Origin of the sequence: Pantoea sp. FN0307 (assembly GCF_050113815.1) — a bacterium.
In the GTDB taxonomy this organism is placed as follows: Bacteria; Pseudomonadota; Gammaproteobacteria; order Enterobacterales; family Enterobacteriaceae; genus Mixta; species Mixta alhagi.
In genome coordinates, this window is the sequence record NZ_JBNJSO010000001.1 from 1,238,704 (window position 1) to 1,263,822 (window position 25,119).

21 protein-coding genes are annotated in these 25,119 nt (G+C 54.0%); 11 read left to right on the top strand and 10 right to left on the bottom strand.

Annotated features, from left to right (window positions below):
* The first annotated feature begins 106 nt into the window (after positions 1–106).
* Genes ACQE3Z_RS05800 through osmV form a run of 4 tightly spaced genes read left to right on the top strand, consistent with a single transcriptional unit; the run spans position 107 to position 3,536 of the window.
* Positions 107–820 (top strand): ABC transporter permease, encoded by a 714-nt coding sequence (locus tag ACQE3Z_RS05800; protein WP_426972638.1) that lies wholly within the window; start codon positions 107–109, stop codon positions 818–820.
* An 11-nt stretch (positions 821–831) separates the two neighbouring features.
* Positions 832–1,743 (top strand): glycine betaine ABC transporter substrate-binding protein, encoded by a 912-nt coding sequence (locus tag ACQE3Z_RS05805; protein WP_426972639.1) that lies wholly within the window; start codon positions 832–834, stop codon positions 1,741–1,743.
* A 9-nt stretch (positions 1,744–1,752) separates the two neighbouring features.
* Positions 1,753–2,400 carry an osmoprotectant ABC transporter permease OsmW gene (gene osmW / locus ACQE3Z_RS05810; protein ID WP_426972641.1) on the top strand — a complete coding sequence of 216 codons (648 nt, stop codon included), beginning with the start codon at positions 1,753–1,755 and terminating at the stop codon, positions 2,398–2,400.
* On the top strand, positions 2,400–3,536 hold the full coding sequence (gene osmV / locus ACQE3Z_RS05815; RefSeq protein WP_426972642.1) for an osmoprotectant ABC transporter ATP-binding protein OsmV: 1,137 nt from the start codon (positions 2,400–2,402) through the stop codon (positions 3,534–3,536). The genes osmW and osmV overlap by 1 nt, the downstream gene beginning before the upstream one ends.
* A 112-nt stretch (positions 3,537–3,648) precedes the next feature.
* Here the strand turns inward: osmV and bioD are convergent, their stop codons facing one another.
* The 3 genes from bioD to ACQE3Z_RS05830 all read right to left on the bottom strand — a co-directional run bounded on the left by bioD (position 3,649) and on the right by ACQE3Z_RS05830 (position 6,814).
* Positions 3,649–4,332, bottom strand: a complete 684-nt coding sequence (gene bioD / locus ACQE3Z_RS05820; RefSeq protein WP_426972643.1) for a dethiobiotin synthase — start codon at positions 4,330–4,332, stop codon at positions 3,649–3,651.
* 131 nt (positions 4,333–4,463) lie between these two features.
* Positions 4,464–5,681, bottom strand: a complete 1,218-nt coding sequence (gene mlc, locus ACQE3Z_RS05825; RefSeq protein WP_426972645.1) for a sugar metabolism global transcriptional regulator Mlc — start codon at positions 5,679–5,681, stop codon at positions 4,464–4,466.
* A 233-nt stretch (positions 5,682–5,914) separates the two neighbouring features.
* Complete coding sequence (locus ACQE3Z_RS05830) at positions 5,915–6,814, bottom strand: LysR substrate-binding domain-containing protein (RefSeq protein WP_426972646.1); 900 nt, start codon at positions 6,812–6,814, stop codon at positions 5,915–5,917.
* A gap of 94 nt (positions 6,815–6,908) precedes the next feature.
* On the opposite strand from ACQE3Z_RS05830, the gene ACQE3Z_RS05835 reads away from it, so the two are divergent.
* Together ACQE3Z_RS05835 and tus are read left to right on the top strand one after the other, a co-directional pair.
* Complete coding sequence (locus tag ACQE3Z_RS05835) at positions 6,909–8,165, top strand: MFS transporter (RefSeq protein WP_426972648.1); 1,257 nt, start codon at positions 6,909–6,911, stop codon at positions 8,163–8,165.
* Positions 8,166–8,304: 139 nt separating this feature from the next.
* Positions 8,305–9,243 (top strand): DNA replication terminus site-binding protein, encoded by a 939-nt coding sequence (gene tus / locus ACQE3Z_RS05840; protein ID WP_426972649.1) that lies wholly within the window; start codon positions 8,305–8,307, stop codon positions 9,241–9,243.
* Positions 9,244–9,336: 93 nt separating this feature from the next.
* Here tus and fumC read toward each other — a convergent pair whose 3' ends face one another.
* Positions 9,337–10,734, bottom strand: coding sequence for a class II fumarate hydratase (fumC, locus tag ACQE3Z_RS05845; protein ID WP_426972650.1), 1,398 nt, complete (start codon positions 10,732–10,734; stop codon positions 9,337–9,339).
* A 199-nt stretch (positions 10,735–10,933) separates the two neighbouring features.
* Here fumC and manA point away from each other — a divergent pair, with 199 nt between their 5' ends.
* The 3 genes from manA (at position 10,934) to ACQE3Z_RS05860 (ending at position 14,660) form a co-directional block, all read left to right on the top strand.
* Positions 10,934–12,106 (top strand): mannose-6-phosphate isomerase, encoded by a 1,173-nt coding sequence (gene manA, locus ACQE3Z_RS05850; RefSeq protein ID WP_426972651.1) that lies wholly within the window; start codon positions 10,934–10,936, stop codon positions 12,104–12,106.
* A 74-nt stretch (positions 12,107–12,180) separates the two neighbouring features.
* Positions 12,181–13,677 (top strand): YdgA family protein, encoded by a 1,497-nt coding sequence (locus ACQE3Z_RS05855; RefSeq protein ID WP_426972653.1) that lies wholly within the window; start codon positions 12,181–12,183, stop codon positions 13,675–13,677.
* A 200-nt stretch (positions 13,678–13,877) separates the two neighbouring features.
* Positions 13,878–14,660 (top strand): DUF1460 domain-containing protein, encoded by a 783-nt coding sequence (locus tag ACQE3Z_RS05860; protein ID WP_426972655.1) that lies wholly within the window; start codon positions 13,878–13,880, stop codon positions 14,658–14,660.
* Between the two features lie 48 nt (positions 14,661–14,708).
* On the opposite strand, the gene add is transcribed toward ACQE3Z_RS05860, so the two are convergent.
* From add to ACQE3Z_RS05890, 6 genes are all read right to left on the bottom strand, one after another.
* Complete coding sequence (gene add, locus ACQE3Z_RS05865) at positions 14,709–15,707, bottom strand: adenosine deaminase (RefSeq protein ID WP_426972657.1); 999 nt, start codon at positions 15,705–15,707, stop codon at positions 14,709–14,711.
* A 164-nt stretch (positions 15,708–15,871) separates the two neighbouring features.
* Positions 15,872–16,594 carry a GNAT family N-acetyltransferase gene (locus tag ACQE3Z_RS05870; RefSeq protein ID WP_426972658.1) on the bottom strand — a complete coding sequence of 241 codons (723 nt, stop codon included), beginning with the start codon at positions 16,592–16,594 and terminating at the stop codon, positions 15,872–15,874.
* A gap of 299 nt (positions 16,595–16,893) precedes the next feature.
* Positions 16,894–17,811: an arabinose operon transcriptional regulator AraC gene (araC, locus tag ACQE3Z_RS05875; protein WP_085071780.1), complete on the bottom strand. Its 918-nt coding sequence runs from the start codon at positions 17,809–17,811 to the stop codon at positions 16,894–16,896.
* A gap of 58 nt (positions 17,812–17,869) precedes the next feature.
* Positions 17,870–18,853, bottom strand: a complete 984-nt coding sequence (gene araH / locus ACQE3Z_RS05880) for an L-arabinose ABC transporter permease AraH (RefSeq protein WP_249894527.1) — start codon at positions 18,851–18,853, stop codon at positions 17,870–17,872.
* Between the two features lie 15 nt (positions 18,854–18,868).
* Positions 18,869–20,392: an L-arabinose ABC transporter ATP-binding protein AraG gene (araG, locus tag ACQE3Z_RS05885; protein WP_426972660.1), complete on the bottom strand. Its 1,524-nt coding sequence runs from the start codon at positions 20,390–20,392 to the stop codon at positions 18,869–18,871.
* Positions 20,393–20,520: 128 nt separating this feature from the next.
* Positions 20,521–21,504, bottom strand: coding sequence for an arabinose ABC transporter substrate-binding protein (locus ACQE3Z_RS05890; protein WP_426972661.1), 984 nt, complete (start codon positions 21,502–21,504; stop codon positions 20,521–20,523).
* A 372-nt stretch (positions 21,505–21,876) separates the two neighbouring features.
* On the opposite strand from ACQE3Z_RS05890, the gene ACQE3Z_RS05895 reads away from it, so the two are divergent.
* Together ACQE3Z_RS05895 and araA are read left to right on the top strand one after the other, a co-directional pair.
* Entirely contained in the window at positions 21,877–23,562 is a 1,686-nt protein-coding gene (locus ACQE3Z_RS05895) for a ribulokinase (RefSeq protein ID WP_426972663.1), read from the top strand.
* A gap of 9 nt (positions 23,563–23,571) precedes the next feature.
* Positions 23,572–25,074 carry an L-arabinose isomerase gene (araA, locus tag ACQE3Z_RS05900; protein ID WP_426972665.1) on the top strand — a complete coding sequence of 501 codons (1,503 nt, stop codon included), beginning with the start codon at positions 23,572–23,574 and terminating at the stop codon, positions 25,072–25,074.
* The last annotated feature ends 45 nt before the right edge of the window (positions 25,075–25,119 follow it).

A 25,119-nucleotide genomic window follows, 5' to 3' on the forward strand; every position in this document is an offset into this window, starting at 1 on the left:
TCGCTGACGCGTACCGCTTTCCACGGCGCTATGCACACGGATTAATATAACAATTGAGCCATCCTGCAGGGGTGCGCTTCAGGTCATCCCCAGGAGAACGCTGTTCATGCATTTTTCCCCCGCGATTAAGCGAATCATTCTGGCGTTGCTGGTGATAGCGCTGGTGGCTGCGCTGTTGATTTACGGTGTCGGCCCTGAGGTGATTAAAGCGCGTCAGGTCGATTTAATTTACCTTGGCAGGCAACATCTCTGGCTGGTGGGTTGGTCGATGCTGTTCGCTCTACTGGTCGGCATTCCCAGCGGTATTTTACTCAGTCGGCCTTATATGCGCCGCTGGGCGGAATACATTATGCAGATCTTTAATGTCGGCAATACGCTGCCGCCGCTAGCGGTGCTGGCTTTGGCGATGGTAGTGATCGGCATTGGCGATCGGCCGGCGATTTTCGCGCTGTTTCTTGCTTCGCTATTACCTATTGTGCGTAACACCTATGCAGGATTGATTGGCGTACCGGAATCGTTGCGGGAAGCCGCCAACGGCATCGGCATGACAAAAATGCAGCGTCTGCGTCAGGTAGAGCTGCCTAACGCCTGTCCGGTGATCCTTTCCGGTATTCGCATCGCGATGGCAATTAACGTTGGCACCGCGCCGCTGGCGTTCCTGATTGGTGCCAGCAGCTACGGCGAGCTGATCTTCCCTGGGATCTACCTCAATGACTTCCCCGTCCTGATTTTAGGCGCGGTGGCGACGGCGCTGTTTGCGCTGATTCTGGATATGCTGCTGGCGGCTCTGGGTCGCTGGTTAAGTCCACATGCGCTGTAAAAAGGAGCCTTATGACTATTTCTGTTTTGACTCGGGCGCTGGGTACGCTGCTGGCGACGCTATTACTATGCCTCTCCTCCGTGCAGGCCGCACCGATTACCATGGCTACCAAAGGCTTTACCGAACAACATATTTTGTCAGCAATGACCACGCTGTGGCTGAATAAAAAAGGCTTTCAGGTGATCCCTAAAACGAATATCCCGGTGTCGATCGGGCGCAGCGCAATGCTGAACAAACAGATCGACATGACCTGGGAATATACCGGCGCCTCACTGATTGTCTTTAATCATATTACGACCCGGATGTCCTCTGAGCAGGCCTACCAAACGGTAAAGCGTCTGGATGGCAAATTAGGTCTGATCTGGCTTAATCCGGCACCCATGAATAACACCTACGCTTTTGCCATGCAGCGTCAACGCGCCGAAAAAGAGCATATCACCACGGTTTCACAGCTGGTGGCGCGTATTGAGCAGATCCGCAAACAGGATCCGGACCATAACTGGATGCTGGGTCTGGACCTGGAGTTTGCCGGGCGCGCCGATGGTCTGAAGCCGCTGCAAAAACTGTATGGATTAACGCTGGATCGTCCGCAAATCCGCCAGATGGATCCGGGGCTGGTGTATAACGCCATTCGCGACGGTTTTGTCGAGGCCGGACTGGTGTATACCACCGACGGACGGGTAAAAGGCTTCGACCTGAAAATTCTGGAGGATGATAAGCATTTCTTTCCCAGCTACAACGTGACGCCGCTGGTGCGTAAAGAGGTACTGGAGGCGAATCCAGGACTGGCGGAGGCGCTCAATCAGCTTTCTGCATTGATCACAGATGACGTAATTACCGAACTCAACAAACGGGTCGATATCGATCATCAGTCACCGCAGCAGGTCGCCCGCGATTTTCTGCAGTCTAAAGGCATGCTGTAAGGAGATGCTATGGATACGATTCACTATATGATCGACAACTGGCCTCACCTCGTCGCCCTTAGCTGGCAACATCTGTGGCTGGTTCTGGTGGCGGTTGGCTGCGCTATTCTGGCCGGCGTGCCGCTGGGCATTTTAATTGTGCGCTTTAAATGGCTGGCGACCCCGGTGCTGGGGATCGCCACCATTGTGCTTACTATCCCTTCGATCGCGTTGTTTGGTCTGATGATCCCACTTTTTTCCCTTATTGGTCAGGGTATTGGCGTGGTGCCGGCGATTACAGCGGTATTCCTCTATTCCCTGCTGCCGATTGTACGCAATACCCATACCGCGCTGGAAAGTCTGCCGCCTGGCCTGCGCGAAGCCGGGCGCGGTATCGGCATGACCTTCTGGCAGCGCCTGCGCTGGGTGGAAATCCCGCTTGCCCTCCCGATTATTTTCGGCGGTATTCGTACGGCAGTGGTGATGAACGTAGGCGTTATGGCGATTGCGGCAATTATTGGTGCTGGCGGTTTGGGCCTGCTGTTGCTGGACGGCATTAGCGGCAGCGATATTCGTATGCTGATCGCAGGCGCAGTGCTGATTTGCTTCCTGGCAATTATTCTTGACTGGCTGTTGCATCGCTTGCAGCTGGTGCTGACACCGAAGGGGATTCGATAATGATAAAGCTGGAAAACCTGACTAAAACCTTCATTCAGAAAAATCGCACGACGTTTAATGCGGTGGATAATGTCAACCTGCACGTGCCAGCGGGAGAAATGTGCGTGCTGCTTGGTCCGTCCGGCTGCGGGAAAACCACTACGCTGAAAATGATAAACCGTTTGATTCCGGCAACCAGCGGTAAAATTACCATTAACGGTGAAGATACCAGCACTCAGGATACCGTTACCCTGCGCCGCAATATCGGCTACGTGATTCAGCAGATTGGCCTGTTCCCTAACATGACTATCGAAGAAAACATCACTGTCGTGCCGCGCATGCTCGGCTGGGATAAAAAACGCTGCCGCGATCGCGCCAGCGAGCTGATGAATATGGTGGCACTCGATCCGCATAAGTTTCTGCATCGTTATCCGAAAGAGATGTCCGGCGGACAGCAACAACGTATAGGTGTCATTCGTGCGCTGGCGGCGGATCCGCCGGTCCTGCTGATGGATGAGCCTTTCGGTGCGGTCGATCCGATTAACCGAGAGGCGATTCAGAACGAGTTTCTGGAAATGCAGCGCCAGTTAAAGAAAACCGTCATGCTGGTTAGCCACGATATCGATGAGGCGCTCAAGCTGGGCGATCGCATCGCTGTATTCGGTCAGGGAAAAATTGTGCAGTGCGCCACGCCTGACGAACTCCTGGCGAAACCGGCCAACGAGTTTGTTGGCTCTTTTGTCGGTCAGGATCGCACACTGAAACGATTGCTGCTGGTCCAGGCTGGCGACGTGACCGATCAACAGCAAACCCTTACCGTTAAGCGGTCCACGCCGTTGTCAGAAGCATTTGTGATCATGGATGATAATGATATGCGCTCCATTACCGTGGTTGATAGCGACGATCGCCCGCTGGGCTTTGTGAAACGGCGTGAAGCGCGCGGAGCCAGCGGCTACTGCGAAGAGAAACTGCACAATTTTACCGTAACCGGCAAAGCGGAAGAAAACCTGCGTGTGGTACTGTCAAAACTCTATGAACATAATCTGGTATGGATGCCCATTGTGGATGAAGAAGGCCGCTACAGCGGCGAAATTTCGCAGGATTATATCGCTGATTATCTGAGTTCAGGCCGTACGCGTCGCGCACTCAGTCGCTAAACATACGATTGCGCCCTGAGGGCGCATCAAAAAATGATTACCTTGTTTGCGTGGGGCGTTTTCTTCCTGCCCCCGCGCTTTATTCGATAACTGTGCGTATGCCCTCTGTGAATCAGGCGACAGCCTGCGGCAGTAAAAGCGAGGAGAGATCGATATAACCTGCCAGCTCGCGCTCTTCAGCCCGTGGCAAATAAGGCAGCTCGCCTAACAGCGGCGCCGGGATTTTCTCCTGCAGTACCTGGATAATTTCCGCATAGTGCGCCAGCCCCGGATTGATGCGGTTGGCGACCCAGCCCATCAACGGCAGACCATCGTTAATGATTGCCTGCGCCGTCAGTAAGGCATGACTGATACAACCCAGCTTGATGCCGACAACTAACACCACCGGCAGCTGCTCCTGAATAACCCAGTCGGATAACGGCCGCAGATCGTTCATCAGGCTGCGCCAGCCGCCGGTCCCTTCCACCACCACCACATCGGCCTGCGCTTCCAGCGCCTGCAGGCCGCTGCTCAGACACGCATAGTTAATGGCTTCGCCGCGATGGGTGCTGATTTCATCTTCTAGCAGCGTAACGGGATTTATCGCTTCATAAGGCACATCAAGCGTGGAGGCACGATGTAATATCAACGCATCTTTATTGCGTATCCCGTCTGCCGTCATCTGGCTACTTTTGGCTACCGGTTTATATCCCACTACCGCCGGGTGCGTTTCCGCCAGTTTTTGCATCAGGGCACGTGTAACAACTGTTTTACCGACGGCGGTATCCGTACCGGTAATGAAAAGACGACTCAGCATAGCAACACTCCGGCAGGCTGTCGGCCTGAAATAGTTAAACATTAATCATCGGTTTATGTCGCACAGTGTAGGAAATCGCGCTTTTGCACAGCTTGCGTTAGCGCAATTTTTTAGTGATAACTGAAATTAGATTAGCCCTGCAACAGTTTGATAAGCAGTTCACCGTTATACAGGGCGTTTTTGACCAGCGCAGCGCCAGGCATCGTGCCGACGTTGGGAAATTGGGTGGGTTCAACATGAATATCGGCGCTGTAAGCTGGCAGCGCCTGCTGGCGGATCGAGGCGCCGATTGCCGGATACAGCACCTCGGCGGCGCGGTTAAGCGGAGAACCAATCAGGATTTTTTCCGGATTAAACAGATTGACCATAATGGCCAGAATGCGCCCGACGCTATTGCCAATCCCTGTAATGATATCGCGCGCCAGCGGATCGCCATTCAGTGCCGCATCGCACAGTGATTCCACGGTTAACGGCTGATGATGCAGAATAGAACTGAGCGCGGTCTGCATGCGCTGTGACGTCAGTTCCAGAATGCTGCCGATACTGGCGACCGTCTCCAGGCAACCATGGTTGCCGCAATAGCACTGCTTGCCATACGCATCCACCTGCGTGTGCCCAATTTCAACCAGCGAACTGCGACTGTTATGCAGCAGGCGACCGCCAGTGATTACGCCTGCGCCGACGTTGTCATCGATGACGATCTGGATAACATCGCTGGCCCCGCGCGATGCGCCAAACAGCGATTCAGCGATGGTCCAGGCGCAAACATCATGCTGAATATAAACCGGCAGACCGGTATGGGCGGACAGTTCCGGCCCCAGCGGCATATCAGCGACCTGATAAAACGGCATGCGATGAACCATTCCCTTGCCGGAATGAATAATACCGGGCAAGGTAATGGCGATGGCGGTCAGCCGCTCCAGCTGGTGCTGATGGCGGATAAAAAACTGATCGATTTCAAGGATCACGCGGTTTAGCAGCGGCGTCTCGCTCTGCACCGGCAGCGACCGGGTCTCTTCGGTAACCAGCGCGCTGCTGAGGTCGCGTAGCGCCAGCGTGATCTCGCCGTTGCCAATACGAACGGCCAGATAGTGCCAGGCTACGGTATCCAGAATCAGGCCAACCGCAGGCCGACCACGACTGCCCGGCTCCTGATACTCCGTTTCCTGTACCAGATGGGCTTCCAGCATTTCACGGACAATTTTGGTGATACTGGCTGGCGCCAGCTGAGCCCGCCGGGAAAGCTCAATACGCGATATCGGGCCAAATTGGTCGATCAGGCGATATACAGCCCCAGCGTTTGTCTGCTTGATCTGGTCGATATGACCAGGTTGACTGTCCGCTATCACTACCCCTGCTCCCACTTATTTTCGCGCTTCAAAATAAACCTGCTCAGGCTATGGTGGATGAGATATTAACAGGCGTCAACTATTTGATTCGGAATGTGATTTACTGCACAAAAACAGGACCAGGCAGAGAGGCTGTGATCGATTAGGCCTGCGGCCCGCCGAGTAATATTGCAAGGCGCATGTGAATAAATCGGGAGCTATCCGCCATTGTAAGCAATAAATGGGCTGCAAACTCAGCGCCGCCAGCTTTCGCTTAGCAACAAGGACTTCATTTGCTTCATCTGCGCACTGATTTCACGCTGTTTTGACCAGACCAACCACATTTCCGACCAGGCATCCGCCTCCTGTAGTGGCAACCAGACCACGCCAGCCAGTTGCGCACGGCGAAAAGAGGCGGGCAAGATAGATATGCCCAGCCCGGTGGCAACCAGGCCAAGGATGGTCATCGCCTCGCCAACCTCCTGCGTAATATAAGGCTGGATTTGGTAGCGCTGCAGAAGCGCCATCGTTTCGCCATACAGTGCGGTGCCGCTTTGCGCATCGAAAAAAACAAAAGGTTCGTTGGCCAGGGCAGTAACCGAGACGCTTTGCTGACTCGCCAAAGGGTGCGCATGATGCACTATGCAGCAAAGCGGCTCACGCAGCAGCAGCTGCCATGCCAGCGTTTCCGGCAGAGGCGTGTTACGCATTACGCCAAAATCCAGTCGCCCTTCGCTTAAAGGCGTCAGCTGTTGGCGGGTGTTCATTTCCTGCATTTGAATATGCACCTGCGGAAAACGCTGACGATAGGTAAACAGCGCATCGGAAACGGCGGTAATAAAAGGTGCCGATGAGGTAAAGCCGATACGGATCTCCCCTTCCTCCCCCTGATGCAAACGCGCGGCGCGGCTGGCCGCCTGCTCAACATCCAACAGGATCACGCGCGCATCCTGCAGGAACTGACGTCCAGCTGCGGTAAGCTGAACGCTACGATTGGTGCGCGCCAGCAAACAAGCGCCTACCTGCTGTTCAAGCTGCTGGATTTGCTGGCTTAACGGCGGTTGTGAAATATTCAATCGCAGCGCCGCTCGACCAAAATGCAGCTCTTCCGCAACGGCGATGAAGTAACGAAGATGACGAAGTTCGATATTCATACTTTACATGTATCAATTCAGATAATTAATATATTAGACAGTATAATAAGGTCGCCCCACAATTAAATAGTTGATGTTTAAATAAGGAACTATTGTGGAACGCTCATCTCAGGGTGCGACGTTACCCGCTGACGAGGTTCAGCGTGTCTCGCCCGCTGTCGTGAATAAAAACCTCTATATCAAACGCGGCACGCCGCAGTTTATGCGCGTAACGCTGGCGCTGTTTTCCGCAGGTCTTGCCACCTTTGCCCAGCTCTACTGCGTTCAGCCTATTTTGCCGGTGCTTTCCCATGAATTTGGCGTGTCACCCGCAACAAGCAGCATTTCGTTGTCAATTTCAACCGCTCTTATGGCACTGGGGCTGCTGGTAACCGGACCGCTTTCCGACGCCGTGGGCCGCAAGCCGGTAATGGTGATCGCGCTGTTACTGGCAGCGATATGCACCCTGATCTCCGCCACCATGCACAGCTGGCACAGTATTTTAATTATGCGGGCGCTGATTGGTTTATCGCTAAGCGGCGTGGCTGCGGTCGGTATGACCTATTTGAGTGAGGAGATTCATCCCAGTGTAGTTGCCTTTTCCATGGGTTTATATATCAGCGGCAACTCTATTGGCGGGATGAGCGGTCGTCTGCTGAGCGGGGTTATTACTGATTTTAGCTCATGGCGCGTGGCGGTAGCCGTGATCGGCTGTTTTTCCCTGGCTTCGGCACTGATGTTCTGGAAAATTCTGCCTGCGTCGCGTCATTTTCGGCCAGCTTCACTTAATCCCCGTAGCCTGGCGATTAACTTTCGCCTGCACTGGCGCGATCGCGGTTTACCGTTGCTGTTTGCGGAAGGTTTTTTGCTGATGGGCGCCTTCGTTACGCTATTTAATTACATTGGCTATCGTTTGCTGAGCGCGCCCTGGTTTCTCAGCCAGGCGGTTGTTGGCCTGCTGTCGGTGGTTTATCTCACCGGTTCATGGAGCTCACCCAAAGCGGGGGCGATGACAGCCCGCTATGGGCGTGGCCCGGTACTGTTTTTCTCTACGGCTTTGATGCTGTGTGGTCTGCTTATCACGCTTTTCAATTCACTGTGGCTGATTTTCCCAGGAATGATGCTGTTTACCGCCGGATTCTTTGCCGCCCACTCCGTTGCCAGCGGCTGGATTGGACCACGTACGCGTCGCGCCAAAGGGCAAGCTTCATCGCTGTATCTGTTCAGCTATTATGCGGGATCCAGCATTGCGGGCACCCTGGGCGGCGTATTCTGGCACGCCTGGGGCTGGCCTGGCATTACAACATTTATTGCCATAATGCTGCTGTTGGCGTTGCTTGTCGCCAGCCAACTCCACAGTAAAAAACTCTAGCCTCACCTCGTCTTCTTCTGGCCGCCCTGGCGCGGCCTTTTTTTCTGCTTGACTGATGATTTCCCCATTGCTGGACTGGTATTTTTGGTTATTAAAATGTATGTTGTAACTAATAATATTTTTCACCGCAGGAGCTACCATGCCTCGCTATGACTTAGTGGAAGATTTGCGTCAGTGCGCTAATCAGCTTGATGAGGAGCTTAGCGTTCTCCAGCAACAATTAACGCCGCTGCCGCTGCTGGTCGGCCGGGTGTTCTCGTTACCGCCAGTGGCAAAAGGCGCTGAACACGATCCCATAGCGCAAATCAGCGTAACGCAGCATTTGGGGGATGAGGCGCGACAGCTTGCTTTGCAGCATTATTGTCGTCTGTTTATTCAACGTCAGTCGGAAAATATCAGCACCAAAGCCGCTGTTCGCCTGCCCGGCGCACTCTGCTTTGAAGCAGACAGCCACCAGCATGCCCTTCTCCATCAGCAGGTTGATAAAATCAATCTGCTTAAGGCGCGGCTGGAGCAGATCATTACCGTGGAATCGGGCTTACCGAGTGAAGCACGTTTTGAATTTGTGCATACGCATCTGCACGGTCTGCTCACGCTAAACGCCTACCGCGCCATTACCTTGCTGGATGCGCCAGACAGCGTGCGCTTCGGTTGGGCCAACAAACATATTATTAAAAATGTAACGTCGCAGGAGATTGTGGCAAAGCTGGAAAAGAGCCTGAAGGCGGGCCGCGCGCAGGCGCCCTGGACCCGTGAGCAATGGGCGGAGAAGGTACAGCAGGAGCTGATCGCGGTGCAGTCATTGCCTGCGGGCGCGAAGCTGAAAATCAAGCGGCCGGTTAAAGTGCAGCCGATTGCACGTATCTGGGATAAAGAGCAGCAAAAACAGACGCAGCTGGCCTGCCCTTCTCCGCTGCTGGTGCTTTGTCCGGATCGGCAACAGGTGCCGGTATTAGGTGAGCTGTTAAATTATGATGCGGAAAATATTACCCATCGCTATAAGCCGCAGGCGGATCCGCTGTGGCTGTTGATCCCGCGACTGCATCTTTATTGCGACAGGCCAGTAAGCTCGGTTTAAGGGAAAGATCACAGGCAAAGAGAGAGGGCATAACGGCGCTAAATGGTCAGATGCAAAGAGAAAAGCCGGGGCCTGCTGGCCCCGGGAGATAATTTACTGCTTCATGCTGCCAACCATCTCTTCTGGTCGAACCCAGGCATCAAACTCTTCTTCCGTGAGATAGCCCAGCTTCAACGCGGACGCTTTCAACGTCAGCCCCTCTTTATGCGCCTTTTTAGCAATTTCAGCGGCTTTATCGTAACCGATATGCGTATTCAGTGCGGTCACCAGCATCAGCGACTCGTTCAACAGTTGCGTAATACGATCGCGGTTTGGCTCGATGCCTACGGCGCAGTGATGATTAAAGCTATCCATACCATCCGCCAGCAGACGAATCGACTGCAGGAAGTTATGAATGACCATCGGACGGAACACGTTCAGTTCGAAGTTGCCGGACGCGCCGCCAATATTAATCGCCACATCGTTCCCCATCACCTGACAGCAAAGCATGGTCATGGCTTCGCACTGGGTCGGGTTAACTTTGCCTGGCATGATAGAGCTGCCGGGTTCATTTTCCGGAATGGCAATTTCACCGATGCCGCAACGCGGGCCAGATGAGAGCCAACGCACATCGTTGGCGATTTTCATCAACGAGGCCGCCAGACCTTTAAGCGCGCCGTGTGCATGCACCAGCGCATCACAGGTCGCCAGCGCTTCAAACTTATTCGGCGCGGTCACAAACGGCTGACGCGTCAGCGCGGCCAGCTCTTCAGCAACGCGCACTGCATACTCAGGATGCGTATTCAGTCCAGTGCCAACGGCGGTGCCGCCCAGCGCCAGCTCGGTTATGTGCGGCACGCTCTGCTCGATATGCTTCAGGTTATGTTCCAGCATCGCTACCCAGCCGGAAATCTCCTGGCCCAGCGTCAGCGGCGTGGCGTCCTGCAGGTGGGTACGGCCAATTTTAACGATATCTTTAAACGCTTCCGCTTTAGACTGCAGCGTTTGCTTCAGTATATTGAGCTGCGGAACCAGGTTCTCACGCAGAGCGATCACCGCCGCCACATGCATAGCGGTAGGGAAAACGTCATTGGAGCTCTGGCTTTTATTGACATCATCATTTGGATGCACCAGGCGAGACATGCCACGCTCACCGCCGAGGATCTCACTGGCGCGGTTGGCCAGCACCTCGTTCATATTCATATTGGTTTGTGTGCCGGAGCCGGTCTGCCAGATAGCCAGCGGGAATTCAGCGGTATGCTTTTCCGCCAATACTTCGTCCGCAGCCTGAATAATCGCCTCCGCTCTCTCCTGCGGCAGCAGGCCGAGATCGCTGTTAACTTTTGCGGCGGCGCGTTTGGTTAACGCCAGCGCATGCACCAGCTCGGCAGGCATTTTTTCTGTAGAGATGCGAAAGTGTTCCAGCGAGCGCTGCGTCTGCGCGCCCCACAGTTTATCAGCCGGTACATCAATAGGTCCCATTGAATCTTTTTCAATGCGGTTGGCTGCCATTACTTCTCTCCTTTAGCACAAACATATGATTTAAAAAGCCCTGACCTGTGACTATCCGACACAGCGGGCATGGGCCATAGTGTGACATACAATAATTTAACATTCTGCGAGCCAATCGTCCTTATTTGACTTGTGTCCAGGTTTCGAAAACACGTTCTGCTTTAATACCTGCGGTCAGCCGCCAGTAAAAGGAGAGATCATGTTTAAGCTTCACAATTCGCTGCAAAACTATGCATGGGGCAGTAAAACGGCACTAACTGAGATGTATGGCATTGAGAATCCGACGCAGCAGCCGATGGCTGAGCTATGGATGGGCGCACACCCTAAAAGCAGCTCGGGGATTGAAGTGAACGGCGAATTGCGCTCACTGCGGGAGATGATCGAATCAGATAAGCCGGGCCTGCTGGGAGAAAAAGTGGCGGCACGTTTTGGCGAGCTCCCCTTTTTGTTTAAAGTGCTGTGTGCCGAACAGCCGCTATCGATTCAGGTGCATCCTGGCAAATCCGCCGCCGAGGCTGGATTCGCACGTGAAAACGCAGCGGGCATCCCGCTGAACGCGCCGGAACGCAACTATAAAGATGCTAACCATAAGCCTGAACTGGTTTATGCGCTGACCCCTTTTTTAGCCATTAACGGTTTTCGCCCTTTTGCGGAGATCATTTCCTTGCTGCAGCCGGTTGCCGGTGCGCATCCGGCCATCGCCCACTTCTTACAGCAGCCGGATGAGGCGAGCCTGGCCATACTGTTTTCCTCGCTGCTCTCGTTACAGCAGGCAGAGAAACAACGTGCGATTGATATTCTTAAAGCCACGCTGCATACGCAACACGGCGAACCCTGGCGGACTATTCGCAACATCGCTGAAGAGTATCCTGATGACAGCGGGCTTTTTTCTCCGCTGCTGCTAAACCTGATTGAACTACAGCCGGGCGAAGCGATGTTTTTATTTGCTGAGACGCCCCATGCCTATCTACGCGGCGTGGCGCTGGAGGTGATGGCAAACTCAGATAACGTGTTACGCGCCGGGCTGACGCCGAAACATATTGATGTTGATGAACTGATGGTCAACATAAAATTTACGCCCCGCGCGGCGGATACCCTGCTCACCGAGCCGGTGCAGCAGGGAAATACGCGCGAATTTCCCGTTCCGGTGGATGATTTCGCTTTCGCAATTCACGCGCTGAACGCTACACCGATAACGCTCTGCCAGCAGAGCGCGGCAATCCTGTTCTGTATTGAAGGCGAAGCCCGGCTGACGGGCCAACAGCCGCTGACGCTCAGGGCAGGCGAATCCTGTTTCGTCGCCGCCAGCGAATCACCGATAACGGCTTGCGGTCAGGGACAACTTGCCCGAGTTTATAACCTGCCAGGCTGACGGCCAGTTCTGCAAATGCTATGATTATTCAATAAATTAATATCAGGCATTGATGCCGTAAAAAGGACGAATCGATGAACAAGACGAAAATTGCGGTTGGCGTTGTAGTCGCGCTGGGAGTGGTCTGGACGGGCGCGGCCTGGCTAACAGGCAAGCAGATCGAAAGCCACATGGATCAGATCGTGCAAAATGCGAATGCGCAGCTGACAAAGCTTGCGCCCGACAGCCGTCTGAAAGTGAGTTACCAAAATTATCAGCGCGGCCTGTTTACCAGCCATACTCAGCTGGTAGTACAGGCCAGTTCGCAGACAGAAGATAATGCGCTGCTGAAGCCGGGCCAGAGCGTGGTGCTGAATGAGACCATCGATCATGGCCCTTTCCCCTTCGCTCAGCTGAAAAACTTTAATCTGATCCCCAGCATGGCCTCGGTACACAGCGAGCTGGAAAATACCCCCGCGTTGAAAAAGCTGTTTGAGCTGACCAAAGGTAAATCGGTGATTGATGCGGATACCCGTATCGGTTACAGCGGCGCTACCGCTTCAACGATTCGTCTGTTGCCGCTGGATTATCAAAACAGTGAAACCGGCGAGCGCTACGCCTGGAACGGCGGCACGCTGGGCATTGACAGCGATGCCGAAGGCGATCGGGTTAATTTCGATTCCGATATTGACAGCGTGGCGCTGACAATAAGAAACGAAGCAAATCAGCCCGTGCTGTTCACCCTGAATGGCATTAGCCTTAACGGTAAAACCCACCTTAGCCCGCAGGGTGTGCGTATTGGCGATCAACACTTCAATCTGAAAAAGCTGACCACGGCGGTTAACGGCCAGGAAACAGCAACGCTGGAAGGCATGGATATCAAAACGCAGTTTGATTCCAGCGGCAATACGCTCTCTGGCCAGATGGATTACGCCATTGATAACCTCATGCTGGAAAAACAGAGTTTTGGCTCCGGCAAGATGACCCTGAAGCTGTCACAGTTTGATGGACAGGCATTGAAAACGGCTTCGGATAACTATCGCAGCCAGATGCAGGCATTAATCAATCAGCCCGGCATTGAACAGGATCCCGAGCGTTATCAGGAAGGCGTACGTCAGATTATGGCCGCTAACCTGCCGCTGCTGCTGAAAGGCGATCCGGTGGTGACCGTGGCTCCGCTAAGCTGGAAAAATGATAAAGGAGAAAGCACCTTTAACTTAGCCGCGCATTTTAAAGATCCCGCTACTGCTCAGGGCGTGGCGCAAACGCCGGCTGACGCGCTGAGCCGGATGCTAAAATCGCTGGAAGGTAAACTGGTGATTAATATGCCGATGGCGACCGCCCTGATGAAACAGGTTGCTATGGCGGAAGGTTATCAGGAATCTGATGCCAGCAAGCTGGCTGAACAGCAGGTTAAAGGCCTGGCGGCGATGGGACAAATGTTCCGCCTGACCCAGCAGCAGGATGATAACATCGTGACCAGCCTGCAGTTTAACGGCACTCAGGTGACGATGAACGGTGAAAATATGCCGCTCGACGGCTTTCTCTCCCGTTATATGCTGGGCGCGCCGGCACAAAACCTGCCGGAATAAGGTTATTGCGCTTTTAACGCGCTATTCACGCTCAGGGCGACATCATGTCGCCCTTTTTTATATCAGCGTTTTTTTGCGCGTTCCCTCTCATTCGTAAGAATAAAATTTGCGCTCAGATGATTATTTAATAATTATGCCACTCCATCCTCAGGATTGAGGTTATTTCTTGCCTGACAGAAATAATACAGAAGGAATTAAAAATGAAATTAATAGCATCGTTATTATTAATATTTTCTCTTGCCGCCTGCACCACTACATCTCGCCCGGTAATAGATAAACAAACCTCTGAGCGACTTGATGAGATCCTGCAACAGCAGGTTATTCCCGCACATAATAAACCACTGGGAGAGCGCATTGCCGATATCTCTGCGGCTTTTCTCGGGACGCCTTATCAGGCAGATACGCTAACGGGATCGGATAACGTTCCAGAGCAGCTGGTTGTCAATTTTAACGGCGTCGACTGCTTTACGCTGCTGGATTATGTTGCCGCGCTCAGCCACGCCAGCAGCCGAGACGACTTCTTTACTCAGTTGCGCCTCACGCGTTATCACCAGGGAGAGGTGAGTTTCGTCTATCGTAAACATTTTTTCTCCGACTGGTTTAGCCTGGCCCCCTTAAATGCGCGCGATATTACCGATAAACTGAATACCCCGACGGTTAAAATTACTAAACAGCTTAATTTAAAAGCCGACGGCGGAAAATATTTACCTGGCTTGCCGATAACGCCCCGAATAATTAATTATATTCCAGCTAATAATATTAATAAGGGAACTTTAAAAGCGTTGCAAACGGGCGACTATGTGGGAATTTATTCGCCGCTGGCGGGTCTGGATGTTTCGCATACCGGAATTATCATTAAAAAAGGTAATCAGGTTTGGTTACGTAATGCCTCTTCTTTAAAGAAAAATATGAAGGTTGTCGATACACCGCTGCTCTCTTACATTAAAACGCGGCCAGGCATTGTGGTTGCCCGTCCGCGCTAGTCAGCCCGTAGCGTATTACGCTGCGGGCTGGCCCTGGCTCAGTTCCGCTTAGCCCGCTACACGCTGACGGATACGCTGCTTCTCTTCTTCGCTCAGGAAGGCGATCTTCAGGCCATTTTCCTGGGCGGTACGAATATGCTCAGCCGTCAGCCCAGCCTGCGGTGCGGCAACCTGATACTCATGAGCAATTTCGATCCCCTGCACCGCCGGGTCGTCAGTATTCAGCGTAGCAAGAATGCCATGATCAAGAAATTTCACCAGCGGATGATGGCTCAGATGCGCTACGGTGCTGGTCTGGATATTTGAAGTCAGGCAGGACTCAATACCAATCCCCTGCGCGGCAAGGAAATCCATTAGCGCCGGATCTTCTACTGCCTTAACCCCGTGACCAATACGTTCGGCGCCCAGTTCACGAATCGCCTGCCAGATACTTTCCGCACCGGCAGCCTCACCGGCATGTACCGTAATTCGAAAGCCTGCGTCACGCGCGCGATTGAAGTGGCTGAGGAATTCACTGCCAGGGAATCCCAGCTCGTCACCGGCCAGATCCACAGCGGTAATGCCATCGCGATGGGCCAGCAGTCCTTCCAGCTCATTCAGGCAGGCTTCTTCACCAAAGGTACGGCTCATAATGCCGATCAGGCGTACATCAATATTATGCTGCTGGCAGCCAGCACGTACGCCATCAATTACCGCTTCCACTACGCCGGTAATGGGCAATTGATGGTTCATCGCCATATAGCCTGGCGAAAAACGCAGCTCGGCATAATGGATTCCGGCGCGGGCGGCATCCTCAACGTTTTCCAGCGCCACGCGACGGCAGGCCTCCAGCGATCCCAACACCTTTACCCCCCAGTCAAGCTTTTGCAGGAAACTTACCAGGTCGGGCTGGTTTTCGACCACCTGAACATGAGGACGCAGTGCTTCCAGGCTGTTGGCTGGCAAAGCAATGTTGAACTCACGACCTAAATCAAGGATGGTGGCGGCACGAATATTGCCATCAAGATGGCGATGAATATCGGTAAGCGGAAGGCGGGCGTCGATCATATGCACTCACTTTTAATCTTTAAGGTAAAGTGCAGAGTAGTATAAAAATAAGTTGCGCAACTATGCCAGATAATTGCGCAAGATGTTAAACCAACTGCTGATTAAATGGCCGTCTGAGCGTTGCCAGCGCAGAGGCCGCAAAGCGCACTCAACCTAAACCCGGCTTATGCCTCGCCACTGTTCACTGCAACGCGGAAGCTCTCAAGCTTATGGATCTGCCTGCCACGCTCATCAAAATTTTCTTTTCTCAGCCAGGCTTTAAGTGCGGCAGCCGTATCAACCCAGTCAGAAGCGGTGATGGAAAAAAACGCGATATCTTCGGCATAACCTTTACTGATCCTTTTATCACGCAGTATTCCCTCTCTGATAAACCCGATACGTTGGGCCGAGTCTATGGACTGAGTGTTCAGGCTGTTGGTTTGCCACTCGCATCGCCGGTAATGCAGCTTATCCATAAAATAGCTAATGATCAGAAAAAGCGACTCCGTACTGAGCCGTGTTCTTTTCATCAGCGGCGTCCAGTTGATTTCCGCCAGCGCAAATACCCCATTATTCGGGTCAATATGGGTGACGCAAAGCATGCCTTTTATGTGACCATCATGAATATCTTTCACGGCGAAGTAGAGTTTATCTTTATCTGCGCTGAGTTTTCTAAAATACTGATAGCATTGTTCTTTAGTGGCAGGTTTGGCATCAGAAAGATAGGTCCAGTCCCGGTCATCGTCAATGCTGTGCCATTCAGGAAAGAGATCTTCGGCATGATCGGATGATAGCGGTAAAACGATACAGTAATCGCCTTTCAGCGTGACTTTTTCAGGAGCGGCTCTCTTCACCCAATCTTTAATTTCTCTGCCTAAAGCCTGGCCATAGTGGTTATGAGTAAGCATACCTTCTCCTTCGCATGGTTATTGCCTGAAAGATAACGACGGTAAGCCGCCTGAAATCCCTGCTTATTGCACAGTATAATGTAGAGCGAAAAATAAAAGATTAATATCATGCAATATATATCCTGTGATCCTGAACATAGAGTTCCGGCAAACAGGCGGCGCTAAGCCAGTCGATGTAAGGCGCAAGAGTGGTAACGCCTAAAGAGAAAGAAGAATATTTCAGATAAAAAGATGAGCGATGCTACTGTTTCTTTTCAATACAAGGCCCGCGATGCGATTGACGCGGGCCAACAAACCTTTTACTCCCCTGCTCGCTTTGGCAATTGCCAGGTTTCCTGTGCTACCAACGCGTCATGCGCGTCCTGGCTACGGCGTCGGAAATCGCTAGGGCTGACACCGACGCGTTTGCGGAACACACGCGAGAAATAGAGCTGATCGTCATAACCGACCTCACGGCCCACAGAAGCGATTGGCTCCTGGGTGGTTTGCAGCAGCAGCTTGGCACGAATGACCCGCTGGTCTTCACGCCAGCGCAGCAGGTTTACCCCCATCTGCTCACGAAACAGGTGCGCCAGCCGCGACGGCGACAGACAAACGTGCTTCGCCACCGCCTCAATTTTTAGCTCGCCAGCCAGATTACTGGTCACATACTGACAGGCTTCAATAATACGCGGATCGCGAATTTGCTGATGCGAGCGCGGATCTTCCTCTACTGCCCGCAGCAGGAGCCGCTCCAGCAAATTCATCGCCAGCTCTTCGGCAAAGCGACGGCCGGAATTATGCGTCTGTTCAATATTAGCAAACAGACGATCAAACTCACCGCGCAGCGACTCTGGCAGCCGCAGGCGTCCCACGCCATTGGTTTCATCCTGCCAGCGCAGCCAGTCATGCCAGTAGGCGCGTGGACGGAAATAGATCCAGCGGTGATACCAACAGTCGCTATCGGGCGCCCGGCCATAATAGTGCGGCGTCTTGGGCTGAAACAGCAGCATTTCGCCCGGCTCGCAGTCGAAAGAGGCATCGCCGTCAAATACCCGGCCCCGTCCTTTTATCGTCAGGTTGATAATATAGCCTTTCATGCCGTGCGGGCGGTCGATACAGAAATCAAGCGCGCCGCCAGCGCTAATCGGCGTCAGCCCGGCCACCAGCCAGGCATTAAACGCATAGCCCGGTAGTAAAGGGTTGGGCTGTGACTCAATCGGTTGACGATGGTACATAATAATCCTCGTAACGAAGCGTCGAAATTGCGGGCAGCCGTGCGGCTGCCCACGACGATCAGGCCGCTTTATGGCTCTGTTTGTAGCGGTCGAAAATCACCGCTGCCAACAGTATCAGACCGCGCACCACATATTGTGAGAAAGGTGAGATATTCAGAAGATTCATCGCATTCTCAACGGTACCGAGGATCAGTACGCCTGCCACCACGTAGGAGATTTTACCAATTCCGCCTTTCAGCGATACGCCGCCCAGCACGCAGGCGGAGATAACGATCAGCTCATAGCCCAGCGAAGTCATCGGCTGACCGCTGGTCATACGTGAAGCAAGGATAATCCCGGCAGCGGCTGAAACCAGTCCGGAAAGAATAAAGATAATGATGCGGGTACGTACCACCGGCACGCCGGCCAGCCGTGCCGCCTCTTCGTTACCCCCGATCGCCAGCGTATTGCGGCCAAAGGTGGTTTTATTCAGCAGAAAACCAAAGATAATCATGGTGCCGATGGTCAGCCAGATAGGTGCCGGCAAGCCGAACCAGGTGGCATAACCCAGCTCGAAGAAACGTTCATCTTCAATACCCACAGCTTTACCATCGGAAAAGATATAGGCCAGGCCGCGCACAATTTGCATGGTTGCCAGCGTGGTGATCAGCGCATTGATTTTCAGTTTGGCGATGACAAAGCCATTAACGAAGCCGCAGAGCATCCCCAGCAGCAGACCCGCGCCGATGCCCAGCCACAGGCTTTCGCTCATATTGATCACCACCGCCGTGGTCACCCCGGCGCAGGCAATCACCGACGCCACGGAGAGGTCAAAGTCGCCGGAGGCGAGGCAGAACAGCATGCCACACGCCACCATACCGGACATCGACATCGCCAGACCCAGCCCTTTCATATTGATAAAGGAGCCAAAGTTAGGGATAAACAGTACGCAGGCGATAAACAACACGGCAAAAACCACCAGCATCCCGAAGTTATCCCAGATACGGCCCAAACGTAAACCGGAACGCGCTACCGGCGGCGTATTTGAAGTCGTGGAAGACATAGCATTACTCCTGCATCAGGCCACGGCGGCCGTCTGTTGCGTATTTTTCGGCATGGCAAGGCTCAGCGTAAGCTGTTCCGTTGCCTCATCATGTAACAATTCACCGGCGATCTCACCTTCGCGCATCACCAGAATACGATCGGCCAGACCCATGACTTCCGGCAGATCGCTGGAGGCGAACAGCACGGCAATGCCCTGTTGCGCCAGCGCATAGATCAGGTTATAGATTTCATGCTTTGCTCCGACATCTATCCCACGCGTCGGCTCATCCAGCAGAATGACCTTCATATCTTCTGACAGCCAGCGGCCGAGGATCGCCTTCTGCTGGTTGCCGCCGGAGAGGTTCATAATCAGTTGTTCAGGTCCCGGAGTTTTGATATTCAGCGACCGGATATGCTTATCGGCGTTCTGCGATTCCCAGCGCCGATCGATCAAACACCCCGCCGTCAGGTTATTACGTCGTGCAGAGATATTGATGTTATCGCGCACCGAATGGACGGGAATAATGCCGTCGGCTTTGCGATCTTCCGGACAGAGCATAATCCCGGCGCGAATGGCATCTGAAGGCTCGCTGATAGCCAGGGCTTTGCCGTCCAGCAGCACACGTCCCGCCTTCAGGCATGTCGCGCCAAACAGCCCTTTCATTAGCTCGCTGCGTCCGGCGCCAACCAGACCAAACAGCCCGACGATTTCACCGGCGTGTACGTTGAACGAGACCGGCTGGCGCACGCCGACCGCATGTACGCCCTCCAGTTGCAATCGCACCGGGCCATGCTCACGCGGCGCATAGCCATAGACATCGCCCAGATCGCGCCCGACCATCGCCTGTACCAACATGTCGTGGCTGGTATTGGGCACATCGTCAAAGGTGCGCACGTAGCGTCCATCTTTAAACACCGTAATGGCGTCGCTAAGCGCAAAGATCTCTTCCATACGATGCGACACATACAGCACCACGCGCCCTTCCGCACGCAGCTGACGAATAACGCGGAACAGCTGCTCGATTTCCCGCGCCGACAGTGAGCTGGTGGGTTCATCAAAGGCGATGATTTTGGCGTTGCGCGCCAGCGCTTTGGCAATCTCCACCATCTGCCACTGCCCAAGCGACAGATATTTCAGCGGCGTATCGGGATCGATATCCATGCCGAGGTTTTTCAGCTGTAGCCCTGCCTCATAGCGCAGCAGCTTACGGTTAACCAGTCCGCCGCGCTGTGGCAGCTGGCCAAGGTAGATATTTTCCGCAATGCTCATTTCCGGCACCAGGTGCAGCTCCTGGTAGATAATGGCCACGCCAGCATTCAGCGCGTCGGTGGTATGACTGAAATTTACCGGCCTGCCCTGAATCTGAATGGTGCCGCCGCTGGGCTGGTAGCTGCCGCTAAGGATTTTCAGCAGCGTCGATTTACCGGCGCCGTTTTCTCCCATCAGCGCATGCACCTCGCCTGCACGGCAGCTGAAGCTGATATCCTGCAGCGCCTTTACGCCGGGAAAAGTTTTACTGATGCCATGAAACGACAGAAAGGCTGAATCAGTGTTCATGGTGTCTCCGCTTTGCCTGTTCACTGTGAACGCCGGTTAGTCGGCGTAAGATGAGCGCAACCTGCCCGCATCAACCGTGCGGGCCTGCTTACCGGGCGACGCATGCCGCCCGTCGATGAAACCACGCGTTACATCAACCCTTTTTTCGCCAGTTCAGCTTTGAAGTTATCGCGGGTAATCAGCACCACATCTGTTACTTCGGTGAATTTTTGTGGCTCATTATCGTTGGTCACCCAGTCGTGCAGCATCTGGATACTTTTGTAGCCATGTACATCCGGGCTGGGCAGCAGCGACCCGTAGAAGCCGGTCGCCTGACCTTTAGAGAGTTCACTGATGGCATCCACGCCGTTGATGCCAATGCCAATAACGTTGGCCGCTTTAAAGCCCTGACCTTCAGTGGCGCGCACGCCACCCAGCACGGTGTTATCGTTCATGCCGACAATCAGCCAGTTTTTCACTTCCGGATGCTGGACCAGCAGCGAGTTAGCGGCATCAAAAGCGCCGGGAATATCGTTAGATTTGGTAGGAACCTGATAGATCTGCTTTTCCGGGAATCCGGCTGCCTTCAGCGCCTCGATGGAACCAGAGGTGCGGCGACGTGCGGTGTCCAGTTCGTTCGCAGTGATCGCCATGACCGCTGAGGTTTTCACATCCCAGCCGCGTTTCTGCATCTCTTGATACAGCTCCTGGCCCTGACGCTCGCCGATTTTGGTCGCCGCCATCATCACCAGCGGCACGCTATCCATCGGTTTGCCTTTGGCGGTAACAAACTGATCGTCCACCGCGATCACTTTCAGATCGTAGCTGCGGGCTTTTGCCATAATCGCCGATCCCAGTTTGGGATCGGGAGTACAGATAACAAAGCCTTTCGCGCCGCTGGCGGCCAGACTGTCAATGGCGTTCAGCGTCTTCTCGCCGTCAGGCACCGCAATCTTGATCACATCAAAGCCCAAATCTTTGCCCGCTTTATCAGCGAATTTCCATTCCGTCTGGAACCAGGGTTCTTCCGGCTGTTTAACCAGGAAGCCGAGTTTCATCGTCTCAGCGATAGCGGATTGTGACATAACGGCAGCCAGTCCAATGGCGGCTAACGCTTTAGTGAATTTGTGCATGGTGTTCTCCGGCGCAGTGTAATTATTTCGTTGTGCGCAACGAAACGGTGTAAACGATACCAATCGGATTAAAAAGATTATGAAAACGGCAAATCAGGTAATTAGCTTTAATATTGCGCGTTACCTGAACAAACGCTGGGCTAGTTTTAGCGGGAAATGCACCAGGAAATGTAGAGCGGTATCACATAGCAAAACAATAGCAATTTAATCCATAAATTCAGCAGATTTAACCGAGCATTAACTTTTGACCGGCTTCACATAACCCATGACGATGACAGAAAAATGCATATATGCAGCTGGCAAGGGCTAACCGAAAACCGCCACGCTTTTTAGTGTTAGAGCCTGCGATTGTTCATTAACAGGAGAGCCCGAATGCGTGCTGGTGCCATAACGATTGGTCTGGACTTTGGCAGCGATTCGGTTCGCGCCCTGGCAGTAGACTGCCAAAGCGGCGAGGAACTACAAAAAGAGGTGGCGCCCTATACGCGCTGGATGGCCGGCCAGTATAGCGTGCCGCAGGTCAGCCAGTTCCGTCATCATCCGCTGGATTATATTGAGGCGCTGGAAAAAGCAATTTGTGGCGTGGTGGCGCGCCTGAGCGAAGAGCAGCGCGCTGCGGTTGTCGGCATCGGTGTGGATTCTACCGGCTCAACGCCGGCACCGATCGACCGTGACGGTAACGTACTGGCGTTGCGCCCTGAATTTGCTGATAACCCCAATGCGATGTTTGTGCTGTGGAAAGATCACACCGCCATTGAAGAAGCGGAGGAGATTAATCAACTCTGTCGCAGCGGCCAGTTTGAAGATTACTCGCGCTATATTGGCGGCGTGTACTCCTCTGAATGGTTCTGGGCAAAAATTTTGCACGTCTCCCGCGCTGACGCCGCCGTGCGCGACGCCGCCGTTTCCTGGATTGAACTGTGCGACTGGGTGCCAGCATTATTGAGCGGCACCACCGCTCCGGCAGCCATTCGTCGTGGGCGCTGCGCCGCTGGTCATAAATCCCTGTGGCATCCGCAGTGGGACGGCCTGCCGCAAGCGGCATTCTTTAACGCGCTCGATCCCATGCTGACTCAACAGCTGGATTATCCCCTGTTTACCGATACGTTTACCGCGGAAAAACCCGTTGGCACGCTCACCCCGGAATGGGCGCAGCGTCTCGGCCTTTCTACCTCCGTGGTGCTCTCCGGCGGCGCGTTTGACTGCCATATGGGCGCGGTGGGCGCCGGTGCCCAGCCTTATACCCTGGTAAAAGTGATTGGCACCTCCACCTGCGACATTCTGATTGCTGACAGCGAACGCGTCGGCAGCCGTGCGATTGAAGGAATTTGTGGTCAGGTTGACGGTAGCGTCACGCCAGGCGCGATGGGGCTGGAAGCGGGCCAGTCCGCTTTTGGCGATATGTATGCCTGGTTCAGTCGTCTGCTGAACTGGCCGCTGCAGCTGGCCGCCCGTCAACAGCCAGAGTTAAAACCGCAGCTTGAGGCGTTGTCGCAGGACCTGCTGCGCCAGTTAACCGATGCCTGGGTCGCTAACCCGCAACTGGATCATCTGCCCGTGGTACTGGACTGGTTTAACGGCCGCCGTACGCCGTTTGCCAACCAGCGTCTGAAAGGCGTGATCACCGATCTCAATCTGGGTACCGACGCGCCCACCCTGTTTGGTGGCTTTATCGCCGCCACCGCCTTTGGTGCACGCGCCATTATGGAGTGTTTCGAACAGCAGCAGATCCCGGTAGAGAACATCCTGACGCTGGGCGGCATCGCCCGTAAATCTCCGGCAATTATGCAGGTCTGCTGCGATGTGATGAATCGACCGCTGGATATTGTGGCATCCGATGAGTGCTGTGCACTGGGCGCGGCGATCTTTGCCGCCGTAGCGGCGGGCGTGTATGACGATGTTCCCAGCGCCCAGCAACAGATGGCCAGCCCGGTAGAGAAAACGCTGCAGCCCGATGCGTCGCGCGTGGCGCGCTATCAGCAACTTTATGAACGTTATCAACAGTGGTGTGCGACAGCTGAACCGAATTATGCCGCACGTCCCTCTTCCGCTATTTAAGGAGTTTTTATGCAACAGTTCGATTCGCTGAGCGTGTGGTTTGTGATTGGCACCCAGCATCTGTATGGACCGGAGACGCTGCGCCAGGTCGCCGATCATGCGCAGCAGGTGGTCGATGGGCTGAATCGCGAAGCGGGCCTGCCGGTAAAACTGGTCCTGAAGCCGCTGGTGAAAAGTCCGGACGAAGCGCTGGCGCTCTGCCGCGACGCTAACTATGACAACAGCTGCATCGGTATTATTACCTGGCTGCACACCTTCTCGCCGGCCAAAATGTGGATCGGCGGTCTGTCGGTGCTGAATAAGCCGCTGCTGCAGTTCCATACCCAGTTTAACGCGGAGATCCCGTGGGAAACCATGGATATGGATTTTATGAACCTGAATCAGACGGCGCACGGCGGCCGTGAGTTTGGTTTTATCGGCGCGCGCATGGGTCTTTCTCATAGTGTGATAACCGGCCACTGGCAGGAGAGCCAGAGCCATCAGCGTATCGGTAAGTGGATGCGCGCTTCGGCGGCGCGTCACGCCAGTCAGCAGCTGAAAGTGGCGCGCTTTGGCGACAATATGCGTGAAGTCGCGGTAACCGAGGGCGATAAAGTTGCGGCGCAGATCCAGTTTGGTTATGCCGTTAACGGCTGGGGCGTGGGCGATCTGGTAGAGGTGATTAATCAGGTCAGCGATGGCGATGTTAACGCGTTAATTGATGAATATGAAAGCCAGTACCGGTTTAGTGCCGTCGCCGCCGTTAACGGCGAGAAACGCCAGAACGTGCTGGATGCGGCACGTATCGAACTGGGTATGAAACGTTTTCTGGACGATGAAGGCTGCCGCGCGTTTACAACAAACTTCCAGACGCTGCACGGCATGACTCAGTTGCCGGGCCTGGCGGTTCAGCGCCTGATGGCGCAGGGTTATGGTTTCGCGGGTGAAGGTGACTGGAAAACCGCCGCTTTGCTGCATATTTTCAAGGTGATGGCGGGAGATCGGCCTGGCGGCACCTCCTTTATGGAAGACTACACCTATCACTTCTCGCCGGGCAATGAGCTGGTACTGGGTTCGCATATGCTGGAGGTTTGCCCCTCTATCGCTAAAGAAGAGAAACCTTTGCTGGATGTACAGTTCCTTGGCATTGGCGGCAAAGCCGACCCGGCCCGCCTGATCTTCTCGACGCCTGCCGGCCCGGCGGTTAACGCCAGTGTTATCGATATGGGCGACCGCTTCCGCCTGCTGGTCAACGTGGTGGATGCGATTGAACAGCCGCAGCCGTTGCCGAAGCTACCGGTGGCCAACGCCTTGTGGAAAGCGCAGCCTTCGCTTGCCACGGCGTCTGAAGCCTGGATCCTCGGCGGCGGCGCGCATCATACTGTCTTCAGCCAGGCGCTGGATGTGGATGATATGCGTTTGTATGCAGAGATGCACGGTATCGAGGTGATGGTGATTGATAATGACACTACGCTGCCTGCTTTCAAGGATGCGCTGCGCTGGAATGAGGTGTATTACCGCCTGAACCGCTAACTTCATTAGCTGAGCAAAAAGCCGCATCAATGATGCGGCTTTTTT